Annotated in this window: 16 protein-coding genes and 1 tRNA gene; 7 read left to right on the forward strand and 10 right to left on the reverse strand. The window is 69.9% G+C overall.

Annotated features, from left to right (window positions below):
- Positions 1-96: 96 nt before the first annotated feature.
- Positions 97-169 (reverse strand) — tRNA-Phe (locus BLU09_RS04215).
- Positions 170-257: 88 nt separating this feature from the next.
- The gene (locus BLU09_RS04220) at positions 258-1,052 is read right to left on the reverse strand and encodes a sigma-70 family RNA polymerase sigma factor (RefSeq protein ID WP_026113872.1); all 795 of its coding nucleotides are present in this window, start codon (positions 1,050-1,052) and stop codon (positions 258-260) included.
- A gap of 117 nt (positions 1,053-1,169) precedes the next feature.
- Between BLU09_RS04220 and nhaR the strand changes: the two genes are divergently transcribed.
- Positions 1,170-2,069, forward strand: a complete 900-nt coding sequence (gene nhaR, locus BLU09_RS04225; RefSeq protein WP_090485731.1) for a transcriptional activator NhaR — start codon at positions 1,170-1,172, stop codon at positions 2,067-2,069.
- 17 nt (positions 2,070-2,086) lie between these two features.
- Here the strand turns inward: nhaR and BLU09_RS04230 are convergent, their stop codons facing one another.
- The 4 genes from BLU09_RS04230 to BLU09_RS04245 form a co-directional block, all read right to left on the reverse strand.
- Positions 2,087-3,685 carry an amidohydrolase gene (locus BLU09_RS04230; protein ID WP_373284037.1) on the reverse strand — a complete coding sequence of 533 codons (1,599 nt, stop codon included), beginning with the start codon at positions 3,683-3,685 and terminating at the stop codon, positions 2,087-2,089.
- A 20-nt stretch (positions 3,686-3,705) separates the two neighbouring features.
- Positions 3,706-4,125, reverse strand: a complete 420-nt coding sequence (locus tag BLU09_RS04235; protein WP_090487010.1) for a hypothetical protein — start codon at positions 4,123-4,125, stop codon at positions 3,706-3,708.
- Between the two features lie 21 nt (positions 4,126-4,146).
- Complete coding sequence (locus tag BLU09_RS04240) at positions 4,147-4,788, reverse strand: hypothetical protein (RefSeq protein WP_244171399.1); 642 nt, start codon at positions 4,786-4,788, stop codon at positions 4,147-4,149.
- Positions 4,789-4,884: 96 nt separating this feature from the next.
- Positions 4,885-5,103: a hypothetical protein gene (locus BLU09_RS04245; RefSeq protein ID WP_090485738.1), complete on the reverse strand. Its 219-nt coding sequence runs from the start codon at positions 5,101-5,103 to the stop codon at positions 4,885-4,887.
- 214 nt (positions 5,104-5,317) lie between these two features.
- Between BLU09_RS04245 and BLU09_RS04250 the strand changes: the two genes are divergently transcribed.
- From BLU09_RS04250 to BLU09_RS04260, 3 genes are read left to right on the forward strand one after another with little or no spacing between them, the layout of a single operon-like run.
- The gene (locus tag BLU09_RS04250; protein ID WP_090485741.1) at positions 5,318-6,628 is read left to right on the forward strand and encodes a glycosyltransferase; all 1,311 of its coding nucleotides are present in this window, start codon (positions 5,318-5,320) and stop codon (positions 6,626-6,628) included.
- 1 nt (position 6,629) lies between these two features.
- Complete coding sequence (locus tag BLU09_RS04255) at positions 6,630-7,985, forward strand: NfeD family protein (RefSeq protein ID WP_090485744.1); 1,356 nt, start codon at positions 6,630-6,632, stop codon at positions 7,983-7,985.
- Positions 7,985-8,824: a slipin family protein gene (locus BLU09_RS04260; protein WP_090485747.1), complete on the forward strand. Its 840-nt coding sequence runs from the start codon at positions 7,985-7,987 to the stop codon at positions 8,822-8,824. The genes BLU09_RS04255 and BLU09_RS04260 overlap by 1 nt, the downstream gene beginning before the upstream one ends.
- A gap of 6 nt (positions 8,825-8,830) precedes the next feature.
- Here BLU09_RS04260 and BLU09_RS04265 read toward each other — a convergent pair whose 3' ends face one another.
- Positions 8,831-9,130: a DUF2721 domain-containing protein gene (locus tag BLU09_RS04265; protein ID WP_244171400.1), complete on the reverse strand. Its 300-nt coding sequence runs from the start codon at positions 9,128-9,130 to the stop codon at positions 8,831-8,833.
- A gap of 106 nt (positions 9,131-9,236) precedes the next feature.
- Here BLU09_RS04265 and BLU09_RS04270 point away from each other — a divergent pair, with 106 nt between their 5' ends.
- From BLU09_RS04270 to BLU09_RS04280, 3 genes are all read left to right on the forward strand, one after another.
- On the forward strand, positions 9,237-9,734 hold the full coding sequence (locus BLU09_RS04270) for a MerR family transcriptional regulator (protein ID WP_090485750.1): 498 nt from the start codon (positions 9,237-9,239) through the stop codon (positions 9,732-9,734).
- Positions 9,731-12,316, forward strand: coding sequence for a VIT domain-containing protein (locus tag BLU09_RS04275; protein WP_090485752.1), 2,586 nt, complete (start codon positions 9,731-9,733; stop codon positions 12,314-12,316). Before BLU09_RS04270 ends, BLU09_RS04275 begins: the two co-directional genes overlap by 4 nt.
- Before the next feature lie 70 nt (positions 12,317-12,386).
- Entirely contained in the window at positions 12,387-13,499 is a 1,113-nt protein-coding gene (locus BLU09_RS04280; protein ID WP_244171401.1) for a hypothetical protein, read from the forward strand.
- A 6-nt stretch (positions 13,500-13,505) separates the two neighbouring features.
- On the opposite strand, the gene BLU09_RS04285 is transcribed toward BLU09_RS04280, so the two are convergent.
- The 3 genes from BLU09_RS04285 to BLU09_RS04295 form a co-directional block, all read right to left on the reverse strand.
- Positions 13,506-14,333 carry an SDR family oxidoreductase gene (locus BLU09_RS04285; RefSeq protein ID WP_090485758.1) on the reverse strand — a complete coding sequence of 276 codons (828 nt, stop codon included), beginning with the start codon at positions 14,331-14,333 and terminating at the stop codon, positions 13,506-13,508.
- A gap of 95 nt (positions 14,334-14,428) precedes the next feature.
- Positions 14,429-14,719, reverse strand: a complete 291-nt coding sequence (locus tag BLU09_RS04290; protein WP_373284038.1) for a YkvA family protein — start codon at positions 14,717-14,719, stop codon at positions 14,429-14,431.
- Positions 14,720-14,808: 89 nt separating this feature from the next.
- Complete coding sequence (locus BLU09_RS04295; protein ID WP_090485767.1) at positions 14,809-15,867, reverse strand: ABC transporter ATP-binding protein; 1,059 nt, start codon at positions 15,865-15,867, stop codon at positions 14,809-14,811.
- Positions 15,868-15,886 lie beyond the last annotated feature (19 nt).

The following is a 15,886-nucleotide window of genomic DNA, read 5'->3' on the forward strand; positions in this document are numbered from 1 at the left end:
CCGCGAGCTGAGCGCCACCCTGGAACCGCGATGCACGGCGCCCCAAACGACAAAGGCCTCTGGACTTGGAGTCCAGAGGCCTTCATCTCCGCTAAGTGCCCAGGGGCGGAATCGAACCACCGACACGGGGATTTTCAATCCCCTGCTCTACCGACTGAGCTACCTGGGCGTATGGGGCACCGCGCGGAACGGCGCCTTCATAGCGAGCCCCTCCCTCCTCCGTCAACAGCATTCTCCGCCACCCGGGCAGGCAGGCGTCAGGCAGCCAGGGACATCGCCTCCCCGTCCCAGGACGTGAGACCGGCCGTCAGCCTGTGGCGCAGCTTCACCCGCAGACCCTGTTCGATCTGCCGGATACGCACCGCCGTCACCCCGAAACGGCGCGCCAGCAGCTCCGCGCTCACTCCGTCCTCCGCCAGCATCCGCTCCTCCACCAGCGCGCGCTCCCGGGCATCCAGCTCCGGCCAGGCCGCGTCCACGCTCGCCCGGAGCCGCCGCGCCCACTTCGCCCGGTCCACCTGGTCCTCCTGCGAGTCGGCATCCGCCATCAGCCCCTCCAGCCGCGTGGCCTCCGAGTCCGGAGACACCGGCGCGTCCAGCGACACGTCCCGCGACAGCGCCTCCATGGCGAGGGCCACCTCGTCCTCCCGCTTCCCCAAGGCCTCGGCCAGACGCTTCTCCACCTCCGGGTGGCCCTCCCCCCACCGGGCCTCCAGCCGCGACCGCTCCCTCCGGAGCTGGAACACCACCCACGGCGCCCGGCCGCCCGCCATGCTCCAGTTGCGGCCCACGTAGGCGCGGATGCGCGCACGAATCCACTGGCTGGCATAGGCCGCGAACGGCACCCCGCGTTCCTCGAAACGTCCCGCGGCTTCCATCAACCCAACGTTGCCTTCCGCCACCAGCTCTTCCATCGACAGGCCGGTCCACCGGTACTTCCACGCCAACCGCCGCACCAACTTCAGGTGCTCACGGACGCGCGCTTCAGCGACCTCAGCCGGAACCACGAGCTCAGGGGATTCAAAGGACACGTTCAGGTTGATGGCTTCCATGGCCCTCCTCCGGTTGGGCGCGCCCACACGGCGGCGCGACGCAGAGGAAATTAAGGGCTGGGGCTCTATAAGAAAATTAGGTAGTTTAACGGCAACACTTCGACTATCTCTATGGTTATGAGCTGGCTCAACTATCATCACCTCCTGTACTTCTGGACGGTTGCGAGGGCGGGCAGCATCGCCAAGGCAGGCGAGGAGCTGCACCTGGCGCAGCCCACCATCAGCAGCCAGCTCAAGCTCCTGGAGGAGTCGCTGGGCCACAAGCTGTTCGAGCGCCAGGGCCGCAAGCTGGTGCTCACCGACGTGGGCCGCACGGTGATGCGCTATGCGGACGAGATCTTCCGCCTGGGGAACGAGCTGAAGAACGTCGTCTCCGGCCTGCCGCCCGGGCAGCAACTGCGGCTCAACGTCGGCGTGCTCGACGTCATCCCCAAGCTGGTGGCCGAACAGCTCCTCAAGCCCGCGCTCGAAGCAGGCCCGTCGCTGCGCATCATCTGCCGCGAAGGGCCCTTGCCGCAGCTGCTCGCCTCGCTGGCCCTGCATGAGCTGGACGTGGTGCTCGCGGATGCGCCCAGCTCGGAGCCGGTGAGCGTGCGCTCGTTCAATCACTTGCTCGGCAAGTGCGGCGTGTCCTTCTTCGCGGCGGGGAGGCTGGTCGAACTCAGGGAGAACTTCCCTCAGTCGCTGGATGGCGCGCCCGTGCTGCTACCGTCAGTCGAGTCCTCCGCGCGCCGCTCCATGGACCTGTGGTTCGAGCGCAAGGGCCTGCGCCCCGTCATCGCGGGTGACTTCGATGACAGCGCGCTGCTCCAGGCCTTCGGCCAGCGCGGGCACGGGGTCTTCGCCATGCCCAGCGCCATCGAGGCCGAGGTGGAGCGTCAGTTCAACTGCTCCGTCATCGGGCGCACCGACGAAATCGAGACCTGCTTCTACGCCATCACTGTCGAGCGGAAGATTCGCCACCCCGCTGTCGTCACCATCGCCGAGGCGGCGCGCTCGCACATCTTCGGCGAGTAAGCCCCAAGACGCCGCGCTCAGGCCAGAGATGGCGCGCGGTACACCTCCGCGCCCGCGACCACGGTGGCGAGGACCTGCGCCTTCACCAACGCGGAGGCGGGCCCCTCCAGCGGATCCTCCGACAGGGCCACGAAGTCGGCGTCCATCCCTAGAGCCAGCCTGCCGCGCCGGGCGTCGTCGAAGGACGCCCAGGCGGGCCCGGTGGTGAAGCCCTCCAGCGCCTCGCGCGCCGTCAGCCGCTCTTCCGGCATCCAGCCGGCCTCGGGCCAGCCGGCCGCGTCCTGCCGCGTGCGCGCCGCGTACAACCCCGCCAGCACGTCCGGATTCTCGATGGGGAAGTCACTGCCCAGCGCCAGGTGCGCTCCCGCGTCGCGCAGGCTGCGCCAGGCATAGGCGCCCTTGAGCCGCTCGCGACCCAGCCGGGACTCCGCCCACGGCATGTCGCTGGTCGCATGGGTGGGCTGTACGCTCGCCACCAGCCCGGAGGCTCCCAGGCGGAGGATGTCTTCGCGCCGGAGAATCTGCGCGTGCTCCACGCGGTGCCGCAGCGACTGCGTGCCCGTCGCCTCGGCGCCGCGCAGCAGCACGTCCAGCACCAAGGTATTGGCACGGTCTCCAATGGCGTGGATGCATACCTGGAAGCCCCGGGACATGAAGGCCTGGGCGCGAGAGGCGAGTTCCTCGGGGGGCAGCAACAGCAAGCCTTGTTGCCCTGGCTCATCGCAGTAGTCGTCGTGCAGCGCCGCGCCCCGGCTCCCCAGCGCACCGTCGGCCAGGAACTTCACCGAGCGCATCGCCAGCATCCGCCCCTGCCACGGCCCCTGCTCGAGGTACGCGTGTCGCGCGTCCCCCTGGCCCGCCGCCATCGCATAGACGCGCAGAGGCAACGTGCCCGCGGCGTCCCATGCCTGGAGCACGCGAAAGGCATCCCACTCCATGCCCGCATCGTGCACGCCAGTCAGCCCCACCTGCGCGCAACGGGTCAGCGCTGCCCGCAGCCGAGTCTCCAACTGCGCCCTGGAAGGCGGAGGCATCGCGGCGGCGACCACGTCCATGGCGTTGTCCACCAGCACGCCCGTGGGCTCGCCGTGCGCGTCCTTGAGGATGCGGCCTCCCTCCGGGTCCGGCGTGTCGCGGGTGATTCCAGCGCGCCGCAGGGCCTCACCATTCACCCAGGCCGCGTGGTGGTCCACCCGGGTAAGGAACACGGGCGTCGAGGGGAAGCGCGCGTCCAGCTCCTTGCGGCCCGGGAAGGCGCCACCGGGCCACTCGTTCTGGTCCCACCCTCTTCCCAGCAACCAATCTCCCTGGAAGCTGGAGGCGGGCGCCTCGGTCAGTCGGCGGATGGCCTCATCCACCGAGCCCGCCTTCTCCAACCGGACCGTCGTCAGGCTCCTGCCCAGTCCGTGGATGTGCGCGTGCGCGTCCACCAAGCCCGGCACCACGGTGGCGGCACCCAGGTCCACCCGGCGCGCAGTCGGGCCCGCGGCAGCCTCCGCTTCTTCGCGAGTCCCCACGGCCAGCAGCCGCCCATCCCGCACCGCCAGCGCCTGGGCCCGTGGCCGCGCCGCATCCAACGTCCAGACCCGCTCCGCCAGGTAGACTGTCGCCTGCACCGTGACTCCTTCCGCGTGCCTCATCGCTGAACGGCCAGGATGCGCCAGCCGTCTACATCGACCGCGTACGTCGCGCCCACATCCAGGGCAATCCCTTCCTGAACACAGGCCCCCGCCCTGGGCGAAAACGAGACCAACACAACGCTGTCGGACAGCGCCTTCGCCAACACGTCGTAGGAACTGCGCTGCGCGAGGCACACCTCATCGGGTGTCGCTTCCCTGGGCGGCTTCGCGCCCCTGGGCAAGAAGTCGTCCATCGCCAGCCCGACCGCGGCGGAAATGGTGGCTGGAATGAAGGTGTGCTCCCCCGGAGGAAAGCCCAAGGGAAACACGAACCTCGCCGACTCTTCGGGCGGTGCGTGCTCAGGGCGGAATGGGCGATGAAACAGCGAGCACGCCGATAGCGACACACACGACAGCAGAAGAACCACGCGGCGCATGATGACTCCAGGCACCGACACCTAAGTGCCGCCTTCCACGGGCGTAACGATTCCCAGTTCCTTGTCTCGCTCGCTCTCAAGCAACCCCACCAATCGCCAATGTCGCTCTCGCCGCACGTAGACCTCTCCCGGCCGTGGGGTGTTCTTGTGCGGAACGTACTTCATGACGGTGCAGGCCACGTCGAACTGGATGCGGATGAGCCAGACCTGAGTCCGGTTCTGGAAGTCGAACACGGACATCGGAGAAGGAGACCAGGGATGACTGTGATAGTCCGCCAGGGTCACGGTTCGGCCGCGCGAATCAACGACACTGCTCGGCGGGATGCAGGACTTGCGCTTCTCCGCGCCAATGACGCCCGTTGTCTTCCCCAAAGGCGACCCGTGACTCGCGTAGTAGACGCCGTCTCCCAAGGTGTAGATGGCGCCGCAGTACTCCTGGCCATAATGCCCCGCTGTCGCCCTCGGGAGCTTCATGATGGCGGGACACAACTGGTCGATGACCTGGTCCACGTCGCGAGAAGGTTCTACTTCGAGCCAGGGACCCCGAACCCAGACATGGGCGCCTCGACGCCCGAACAGCGTGTCGGCGCCTCGTCGGGTGTACTCGTCACCCGAAGCGCACGCCAGGAGCGCGACGAAAACCATCAACCTACGAAGTGGCATGGCGCCCCCGCCTCAAACGCCCGCTCAAGTCACGGGCGTTCGGAGCGCCAAATACCAGGATTCACAGAAATAAGCCCGACCCGGCCCTGTCGCTAGCTACTCCGCCGGCGTCTCCTGCGTCTCCGGCGTGCCCGCGTCGGTCTCCGGTAGGGGCGTCGCGGGGCCCGCGGGAGTATCCGGCACGGTCTGCACGGGCTCGCGAATCTGGTCCGGGCCCATCAGGGGCTGACGGTCCTCCGTTCCTTCGGGCTGCGTGGTCTTGCAAGCGGGCGCAGCAACTGCCACGCCCAGGGCAATGAGAACGGCACGGCGCATGTAGCCTCCTTGTCGAGTTGCGGACGGCCCCGAGGGAGCGTGCCCTCCACCGACAATCTGTCGACGACAGCGAACGCCCACCAGCGGATGCCCGGGCACACCTTCAGGCGCCTGCTCTCGGTGCCGGAGAGCAGCCCGGCAGCCACGCGGCGCGGATGACGCCGCTTCCCATGCGCACCGTTGCGCTGGAGCGCTCACCCGGGAGGCCGAGGCGATGCTGGACGTCGTGGACATCGGCAAGCGTTCGCTTGCCACCTATCGCGGGATTGCGCCCGACGAAATCCTCGACGAACTGCACTGGCTCTCCGAGGACTTGCGCGGTGCTCGGTGCATGCACCTGAGCGCCACGCCCTACGGCGGCGGCGTCTCCGAAATCCTCCGCTCCCTGGTCCCGCTCTACAACGACCTGGGCATCGTCACGGACTGGAAGCTCATTCACGGCGACGACACCTTCTTCCAGGTCACCAAGCGCATCCACAACGGCCTGCAAGGCGCTCCCGGCGAGCTCACAGAGCGCGAGAAGGCCACCTACCTGGCCAACGCCCAGCTCAATGCCCACCGGCTGGTCACGGATTCGGAGAACTACGACTTCGTCTTCGTCCACGACCCGCAGCCCGCCGTGCTCGCGGCGCTGAGTCCTCATCTCGATGCGCGCTGGATATGGCGCTGCCACATCGACACCTCGCACCCCAACCCGGCCTTCTGGGACTTCCTGTCGCCCTACCTGCACGCCTACGACGCCGCCATCTTCACGATGCGGGAGTTCATTCCACCACAACTCCCCATCTCCGACGTCCGCATCTACCCGCCCGCCATCGACCCGCTCAGTCCCAAGAACCACCCCCTGCCGGAGGCCCTCGCGCGCGACGTGTTGGAGTGGATTGGCATCCGCACCCACCGGCCGCTCATCACCCAGGTCAGCCGCTTCGACCGCTGGAAGGACCCGCTCGGCGTCGTCCGCGCCTACCAGCGCGTGCGTCCCCACGTCCCCGACCTCCAGCTCGCGCTCGCGGGCTCACTCGCCCTGGACGACCCGGAGGGCTGGGAGGTCTATGAGGAGCTCCGCGCCGCCACCGCGGGCGACAGCCTCATCCACATCCTCACCAACCTGGTGGGCGTGGGGAACATCGAGGTCAACGCGCTTCAGGCCGTCTCCGACGTCGTCGTCCAGAAGTCCCTGCGCGAGGGCTTCGGGCTCGTCGTCGCGGAGACGCTGTGGAAGAGCACGCCCGTCGTCGGTGGCCGCGTGGGCGGCATTCCCATGCAACTGCCAGAGGGCACTGGCGGCGCCCTCGTGGACACCGTGGAGGAATGCGCCGAGGCCATGCTCCACCTGCTGCGCCGCCCCGACGAGGCCCACCTGTTGGGCGCGCGTGGACACGAGCACGTGCGCCAGCACTTCCTCATGCCCCGGCTGCTCATGGACCACGTGCGGCTGCTCAAGCACCTGGCGGCCGTGCGCCCCCTGCCGCCGCGCGGCATCGTCCCCGTTTCCTTCAACCCCGCCAGCCTCCAGGGGGTGTGAGATGCACCAACGGGCACGCTGGCGACTCGCGGCCCCCGCACTCCTGTGCGTCCTCATGGCGGGGCTGCTCGCGTCCGCGGCCGATGCCCCCACGAGGAACGGCCAGCCCACCGTGGCTCGCTGTGACCTGGAGGGCGTGGTCGATGCCGGCACCGGCGCCTACCTGTCCGACTGCGTGGCACGCGCCACGGCCGCGGGACATGACGCGTTGCTCGTGCGCTTGGACACCCCCGGCGGCTCGCTGGAGGCCACGCGCCACATCGTCCGGGCCTTCCTCGCGTCACCTGTCCCGGTGCTCGTCTGGGTCGGCCCCTCCGGTGCACACGCGGGCAGCGCGGGCGTCTTCATCGCGCTGGCATCCAACGTCGCGGCCATGGCGCCGGGCACCAACATCGGGGCCGCGCATCCGGTGGTGGGCCCCTCCGGCCAGTCCCCGGAAGCCGTGGGCGGAGAGCAAATGGCTCGCAAGGTGGAGAACGACGCCGTCGCTTTCGCGGAGAGCATCGCCCAGCAGCGGGGCCGCAATGTGCAGTGGGCCGCCTCCGCCGTGCGTGACAGCGTCAGCGTGTCCGCGGACGACGCGCGGGCACTGCGCGTGGTGGAATACGTGACGCCCACCGAGGCGGACTTCCTCGCGCAGGCGGACGGACGGCAGGTGACGGTGGCGGGTGGCGAGTCCGTGCGGCTCTCCACCCGGGATGCGCACATCGTCACGCTGGAGCCCACGCTGTCCCAGCGCGCCGTGCACGCACTCGCCAATCCCGCCATCGTCTACCTGCTGTTCCTGGTGGCCGCGCTGGGGCTGGTGGTGGAGCTGTCACATCCAGGCGCCATCGCCCCGGGGCTCATCGGCGTGGTGGCGCTGGTCCTGGCGTTGGTGGCGTCCTCCGCGCTGCCGGTTCGCGCGGGCGCGGTGCTGCTGATGCTCGCGGGCGTGGCCCTCATCGTCGCGGAGCTGTTCGTCACCAGCGGGCTGCTCGGCGCCGTGGGCGTGGTGCTGCTGGGCCTGGGCGGACTGTTCCTCGTGGACCGTTTCAATCCGGAGTGGTTCGTGGACCGCTCCTTCCAGGTGTCGTGGACGTGGCTGGTGCCCACCACCGTGGCGCTGGGAGGTGCGGCGGCCTACGTCGTCTACCGGAGCGCGCAGACGCGGCGGCTCCCCCAGCGAGGTGGCGACCTGGGGCTCGTGGGCGAGCGAGGCACCGCCCTGGCCCCGGTGACACCGGAGAGCGGCGAGGTGTTCGTCCATGGAGAGCGCTGGCGCGCCACGTCCACCGCGCCCATCCGCTCCGGCGCACACGTCGTGGTGCGGGGCATGGAAGGACTCACCCTCTTCGTTGACGAGGTACCGACCTGATGCAACTGACCGGACTGTTCGGAGTGCTCATCCCCGTCGCCATCCTGTTCCTGCTCTTCCTGTCGGGGGTGCGCATCGTCAACGAGTACCAGAACGGCGTGGTGTTCCGGCTCGGGCGCTTCGTGGGCCTCAAACGCGCGGGCTTCCGCTGGCTCATCCCCTTCGTCGAGCGCATGGTCATCATCGACCTGCGCACCGTGGCCCGCGACGTGCCGCCACAGGACGTCATCACCCGGGACAATGTCAGCGTGAAGGTCAACGCCGTCGTCTACTTCCGCGTCATCCACGCCGACAAGGCCGTGCTCCAGGTGGAGGACTACCTCTATGCCACCAGCCAGCTCGCCCAGACGACGCTGCGCTCCATCCTGGGCCAGGTGGAGCTGGACCAGCTCCTCTCCGAGCGGGAGCGCATCAACCACGAGATTCAACAGGTGCTCGATGCACGCACCGACCCGTGGGGCGTCAAGGTGTCCAACGTGGAGGTGAAGCACATCGACCTGCCCGCGGAGATGCAGCGGGCCATCGCGCGGCAGGCCGAGGCCGAGCGCGAGCGCCGCGCGAAAATCATCGCCGCCGAGGGCGAACACCAGGCCGCCGAGAAGCTCTCCATGGCCGCCAAGGTCCTCGGCCGCTACCCGGCCACCCTCCAGCTCCGCTACCTCCAGACGCTGGTGGAAATCACCACCGGTGGCAATCACACCATCCTGCCCATCCCGCTCGACCTGCTGCGCACGCTCAGCGGCGTGAAGGCCCGCATGGAGCAGGCCGACGATGGATATGAAGACCGGCGATACACCGAGGATGAGGAAGAGGGCCCTCCCGCGGGCGGCCTGTCCTGACAGCCGCTAGTCGAAGAGTTCCTGCCGCTCCAGCTTGATGGCCCGCCGGCTCAGCCGCAGCGACGCCAGCACGAGCAGCGCCGTCGCGCCCAGCAGCAACACGCCCACCGAGAAGGACACCACCGGCAGGGCCTCGGGCCGCTGCGTCTGCCGCTTCGTCAGGTACAGCAGCGACGTCATCACGAAGGCCAGCAGCGCCGTGTAGGTGAAGGCAATCGCCCGGGCGAGGGTGGCGTGCCGCCGGTCCAGGATGGCGACCTCCTGGCGCAGCACCGCGCGCCGGGTGTCAGGACTCGGCAGCAGCACTGTCGAGATACTGCTGAGCCGAGGTCCCTAGCGCTCTGGCCACTGCCGCCGCCAATTCGACAGTGACAACTTGACACTACAAATGTCAGGCCCTACTGTCTGAACCGTGAGCACGCCGAAGACACAGAGCGAATGGAAGCTGACGGAGCTGGCCGAGGCGGTGGGCGTCTCGCCGCGGACGGTGCGCTACTACGTCCAACGCGGCCTGCTTCCCGCGCCCCCCTTCCGGGGCCCCGACACCGTGTACGGGGAAGAGCACCTGGTGCGGCTCAAGGCCATCCGCGTCCTGCAGGCGCGGTTCCTTCCCCTGGATGCCATCCAGGCGGAGTTGCAGCGCTCGAGCCTCGATGAGCTGCGCCAGCTCGCCGACTCGGACGCGACACCCACGCCCCCGGTGCACGCGCAGCCGCTACCGGGACCGGCCCCGATGGCGCCACCGCACGCGCCTCGAAGACCGGCCACGGGCCTGAATCGTTACGAGCGCTGGGAGCTGATCCCGGGGCTGGAGCTGCACGTCTCGGAAGCAGCGGACACGAAGACCCGGGCGCTCGCGGAACGCGTTCGCGCCCTCATCGCGGAGTTCCAGGAAAGGGAGAAGCCATGACCATCGAAAAGGCAGGGCTGTACACGCGCAACGGCACGCAGGTCCCCCTGCAAGGTGTCGAAGTCACGGGCGAGCTCCTCGGCGGCCACGCGCGCGTCCGCGTTCGCCAGCGCTACCGCAACGAGGAGTACCAGCCGGTCGAGACCATCTACACCTTCCCCCTTCCCTCCGATGCCACGCTGTCCGCCTTCTCCATGACGTGCGCCGGGCGGCGCATCGAAGGTGTGGTGCGTGAGCGTGAAGAGGCCTTCCGCACCTACGACGACGCCGTCACGGCCGGCCATGGCGCCGCGCTGCTCGACGAGGAGCGCCGCAACGTCTTCACCGCCCAGGTGGGCAACCTGTTGCCCTATGAGGAGACCGTGGTGGAGGTGGAGTTCCTCCAGGCCGTCACCGCCGAGGAAGGCAGCGTGCGCTGGATGCTCCCCACGCTGGTGGCCCCCCGCTACATCCCCGGCGCGACCACGGGCGACCGCACCGGCCACGGCAGTGAAGAGCCCACGGCCCAGGTGCCGGACGCGGACCGCATCACCCCGCCCGTGGGCAACGTGCACTACGGCCTGCGCATGGACCTGCTCGTGGACCTGGGCCGCGAGGTGGTGGTGGAGAGCCCGTCCCACGCCATCACCACCACCCGGGAGGAAGGCACCCGCGTGCGCGTCGGCTTCTCGCGCGGCGAGGTGTCCCTGGACCGCGACCTGGTGCTGAGCCTGCGCAGCCCGGACAGCAGCGCGGTGTTCACGCCGCTCGTCACGCACCGCAAGGGCGAGGGAGGCCCGGGCACCTTCGCGCTCACCGTGGTGCCGGACCTGCTAGCCCTGGCCTCCGCGCCGCCCAAGCAGGAGGTGGTGTTCGTCGTGGACGTCTCCGGCTCCATGGCCGGTGAGAGCCTGCCCCAGGCCCAGGCCGCGCTCCGGCTGTGCCTGCGCCACCTGCGCGAGGGCGACCGGTTCAATGTCATCGCGTTCGAGAATCGCTTCCAGTCGTTTCAGCCGGAGTCCGTGCCCTTCACGCAGCGCACGCTCGAAGAGGCGGACCGCTGGGTGGCCGCGCTGAACGCGGATGGCGGCACGGAGCTGCTCGCGCCCATGCGCGCCGCGGTGCAGGCGGCGCCCGACGGCGTCATCGTGTTGCTCACGGACGGACAGGTGGGGAACGAAGCGGAGATTCTGCGCGCCGTGCTCGAGACGCGGAAGACGGCGCGGGTGTACTCGTTCGGCATCGGCACCAACGTCAGCGACGTGCTGCTGCGGGACATGGCGAAGCAGACGGGCGGTGACGTGGAGTTCATCCACCCGGGCGAGCGAATCGACGACAAGGTGGTGGCGCAGTTCTCCCGTGCGCTGGCGCCGCGTGTCACCGAGCTGGAGGTCCGCTTCGACGGCGTGGACTGTGTGGAGCTGGCGCCCGCCGAGCTACCGCCCCTGGTGGATGGCGTGCCTTGGACGCTGCTGGGCCGCTACGCCTCGCCCGGGACGGGCACGGTGACGCTGCGGGGGCGCTCGGGACAGGAGCCCTTCTCGCTCACCGTCAGCGTGGACCTGCCCGCGGTGTCGGACCGGCCGGCGGTGGAGAAGTTGTGGGCCGCCGAGCGCATCCGGGGCTGGGAGGCCGCCCAGCTCATCGGACGCCGCGCGGAGTCCATGAAACAGCGCATCGTCGAACTGGCCGTCGCGCACCAGATTGTCACCCGGTACACCTCGTTCGTGGTGGTGGAGGAGCGCAAGGGCGACCGGCGGAACTCAGGACAGGCGAAGACGCGCGTCATCCCCGTGGACGCCCCCGCGGGCTGGGCCATGTTCGGCGCGCAGAAGGAGGAGGAGGCCGCGCTCGGTGGCGCCGCTCCCCGTCGCGGGCGGATGGCCGCGCGTGGCGCCATGCCGCCCCCGTCGGCCGCCGCGCCCGCCCCTGGGGCTCCTCGTCCGATGATTCAAGTGCGGCGCATCACCCCGCCCGGGCGCGCGCCCGCGCAGAGCGCGCCCCCGATGGATGCCGATGACGGCACCACGGACTGGATGATCATGAGGAGCGAGCGGCGTGAGCAGGGCAAGGCCGACGCCATGAAGAAGAAGCGCCAGAAGGGAGGAATCCTCTCCAACTTCTTCGGCGGCGGTCAGCCTCCAGAGCCGATGATGGATGAGGAGTTCGAGGAATCCGACGCGTCCCTCGGTGAGTCCCTGGCGGCCGAGGGGGGTATCGACACGGGCGCGGAGGGCCTGCTGTCCCGGCAGCTCGCCAACGGGCTCTGGGACGGCACCGGCGAGGGTTCCGATCCCGTGCGACAGGCGCGCGCCACGGCGCTGGCCCTGCTGTCGCTGCTGCGCGAGGGCATCACCAGCAGCCATCCGCTGCATGGTGCGCAGGTGAAGAAGGCGGTGGAGGCCCTGCTCTCCCTGGCCGCCAGCCTGAGCGGCGATGCACAGGTGGCGGAGCTGGCGCTGGGCGTGGCGTGGCTGGCCGCGGCGGGACCGCGCACCCGGGGCCGCATCGAGCAGGCCGCGAAGCCGCTCGCCGGGCTCAACGGCCGGCTGGGCAACGAGGTGGCCCTGCGCGAGCACGTCGACACGCTGGCCGCGCGCTGACGCACCGCGAAAAGGCGGCGGCATGGCTGATACATGCCGCCGCCGCGCTTCGCATAGAGTGACGGGCGCCATGACGCTCGCCACGCTCATCCTGCTTGCCACGCTCTCCGCTCAGCCCCCGGAGGCTCCGCCCTCTTCCGAGGCCACGGCACCGGAGACCGTCACCGCGCCGCCCCTGGTGTCCACGCCCGATGCCTGTGCAGCGAGCTCCGAGGCGGATTACTCGGCGGGCTTCGATGCGCTCGTGAGCGGCAACGACGCGAAGGCGCTGGAGCTGTTCGAGCGAGTGCTCGCGGCCTGTCCACAGCACCCCTATGCCACCGAGCTGGCCCGGCTCTCCCGGACACGGCTCGCGCCCGGGGGGCGGCTGGCCACTGCCGCAGCGAGCGAGGTGGGGCGAGAGCCTCGCTCCAACGCCGCGCGTGCCTCTCTCGTCGTGGTGCAGACGCTGCACGGGGTCGCACAAGGCGTCCTCCTGTGCGCCATCGGAGATTGCAGCGGCCAGGGTTACGCCGCGGTGTCACTGCTGGGCGCCGGAGCGGGCGCCGCCAGCTCGCTGCTGCTCACCCGGGGCGGTGTGACGGACGGACAAGCTGCCGTCATCAACTCCGGCACCGTGTGGGGTTTCTGGTTCGGCGTCGCGACACTGCTCGCCTTCGACCTGGATGGTGACAATGCCTTGGGCGCCGCCATCCTCGGCGGAGCGGGCTTCACCGGCGTGGGCGTCCTGCTGGCGCACCTGGTGAACCCCACCTCGGGACAGGTGTCACTGGCCAACTCGGGTGGCCTCTGGGCGGGCACAGTGACTGCGCTGTTCCTGGCGACTTCGGACAACTATGACACGAAGGGCTTCTTCGCCGCCGAGCTGGGCGCCACGGCCGCGGGCATCCTGTCGATGGCCATCCTGTCGAAGTACGTGACGGTGTCCCGAGGCCGAATGCTCATCATCGACGCGGGCGGCATCCTCGGCGGACTGGTGGGCGCGAGCGCCGTCTACCTCACCGCGGGCAATGACGCGGGAGACGCCATCCTCGTGGGCAGCGGCGTCGGCGTGCTGGGCGGTCTGGCCCTCACCACGTACCTCACCCGGGACTTCGACGCGCCGGACGCGCCCCAGGTGACGCTGGCACCGCTCACCACGCCGCGCGGGGGCACGGGCCTGTCGATGGTGGGCCGGTTCTAGCCTCCGTCAGCGGCGGCGCAGGCCGTAGATGGACATGAGGATCTGCTCGAAGGTGCGCGAGGGCAGCACGGTCTTCGCCACCACCGCCACGCGCTGCGCCAGTTGGGCCACCGGGTAGCGCACGTGAGGCGCTCCGCGCTCCATCACCTCCAGCACCTTCTTCGCCACGTCCTCGGCGACGAGGCCACCGCGCTCGCCGGACTCGATGGCCTTCAGCACGGCCTCGAAGCGCTCCTGGTACACGGAGCCCGCGCCCGCCTTCGCGACACACACGCGGTTCTGGGTGAGCTGCGTCCGCACGTCGCCGGGCTGCACCAGCGTCGCCTCGATGCCGAACTCCGCCACCTCCTGGCGCAGCGCCTCGGTGAAGCCCTCCAGGGCGAACTTGCTGGCGCTGTAGAGCGACTGGAAGGGCAACCCCACCTGCCCGCCCAGGGAGCTGACCTGGATGATGCGGCCGGAGCGCCGCTCACGCATCGACGGCAGCACCGCCTTGCACACGCGCAGCGCGCCCAGGAGGTTGACGTCCAACTGCGCGCGAGCTTCCTCAATGGAGGTGTCCTCGGCGGCGCCCGCGAGCGCGTAGCCCGCGTTGTTCACCACCACGTCGATGCGGCCCTCACGCGACAGCACCGTCTCCACGGCTCGCTGCACGGAGTCGTCCTGGGTGACGTCCAGCGCCAGCATCCGGTAGCCCGGCGGCGCGGCCTCCGCGGGACGGCGGCTGGTGCCGTAGACGATGTAGCCACGCGCGCTCAGCAGCTCCGCGCACGCCTTGCCGATGCCGGACGACGCACCGGTGATGAGAACGACACTTCCCTGTGAACCGGACATCCAGGCTCCGTGCAACAGTCTTCCTGGCGCACAAACCACGAGGGCCCGGGGCCCGGCAAGAGCCTCTCACCCCGCGTCACGGGGTACCCGGCGACTCAGACCGTCTTGCTGCGCGCCGGGGAGGTGACACCCGGCTGCGCATCCTCCCCCGCGATGACGACCTGGTGGCGCTGCACCTCGCGCACCATGAAGAAGGCGGCGGCGGACAACACGCCCAGGTCATCCAGCCAGCCGAGCACCGGGATGACGTCCGGCAGCGCGTCCACGGGCGACAGGAAGTAGACCACCGCCATCACGCCGGCGAGCTTCCGCCAGAGCGCTACGTGCGGGTCGCGCACGTACCGGAAGAAACGGCTCCCCATTCCACGAAGGCCTGCGATGTTCATGCCTACCTCTACGCACGAGGGACCCGGGTGATTGCGGCCTCGGCCCACCCCCAGCGTACGCCGTCCGGCCGCCCGGGGGACAGCCAGGCTCAGTCCGGAGTGTCCTCCAGCACCATCGCGCGGCCCACCACCTCCAGCCTCGCCCGGTCACCCGCGCGCAGCGGCAGGTCCGGCGCGCCGCGCACGGTGAGCTCCAGGCCGTTGCACGCCACGGTGAACTCGGCGGAGGGGCCCTGGAACTCGCGCGCCAGCACCTCCGCTCGCAGCCCGCCGCCCAGTGCGACGCCGTCCGTGTCCGGCACCAGTCGCATCGCCTCTGGCCGCAGCGACAGCAGCACGTTGCCCTTCGCTGGCGCGCCCGTCACCGGAAGGATGCCGAGCAGCGTCCGGGCGCCATTGCCGAAGCCCACGCCCGGCAGCAGGTTGGTGCCGCCCAGGAAGTACGCCACGAAGGCCGTGCGCGGCGTGGCGTAGACGGCCTCCGGCGTGCCCACCTGCTCCACCTGGCCCGCCCGCATCACCGCCAGCCGGTCCGCGAAGGCCATGGCCTCCTGCTGGTCATGCGTGACGAGCATCACCGTGGCCCCCAGCGACTTCAGCACCCGCCGCACCTCCATTCGCGTGGAGGCCCGCAGCGCGCTGTCCAGGCTGGAGAAGGGCTCATCCAACAGCAGCACCCGCGGCCCGGGAGCCAGCGCGCGGGCCAGCGCCACGCGCTGCTGCTGCCCACCCGAGAGCGCGTGCGGCATGCGCGACTCGAAGCCCTCCAGGCCGAAGAGCTTCAGCATGTTGCTCGCGCGGGCGCGGGCTTCCTGGCGCGGCATCGCGGTGAGGCCGAAGGCCACGTTCTCCACAACGGACAGGTGCGGAAAGAGCGCGTAGTCCTGGAACACCATGCCCACGCTGCGCTGCTCGGGGGGCACGAAGGCGCCTGGGCTGGCCAGGGTGCGGCCTTCCAACGTGACGGTGCCGCTGTTGGGGCGCTCGAAGCCCGCCACCAGCCGCAGCGTCGTCGTCTTGCCGCACCCCGACGGGCCCAGCAGCGCCAACACTTCACCGGGCTCCACCGCCAGGGACAGGCGGTCCACCGCGGCGGTACCGCTGGAGGAATAACGAAGGGTGACGTCGTCGAGCGAAAGCAGGGGCATGGCGGGCGGCGCACCCTAC

The sequence above is a fragment of the Myxococcus virescens genome (assembly GCF_900101905.1).
Lineage (GTDB): Bacteria > Myxococcota > Myxococcia > Myxococcales > Myxococcaceae > Myxococcus > Myxococcus virescens.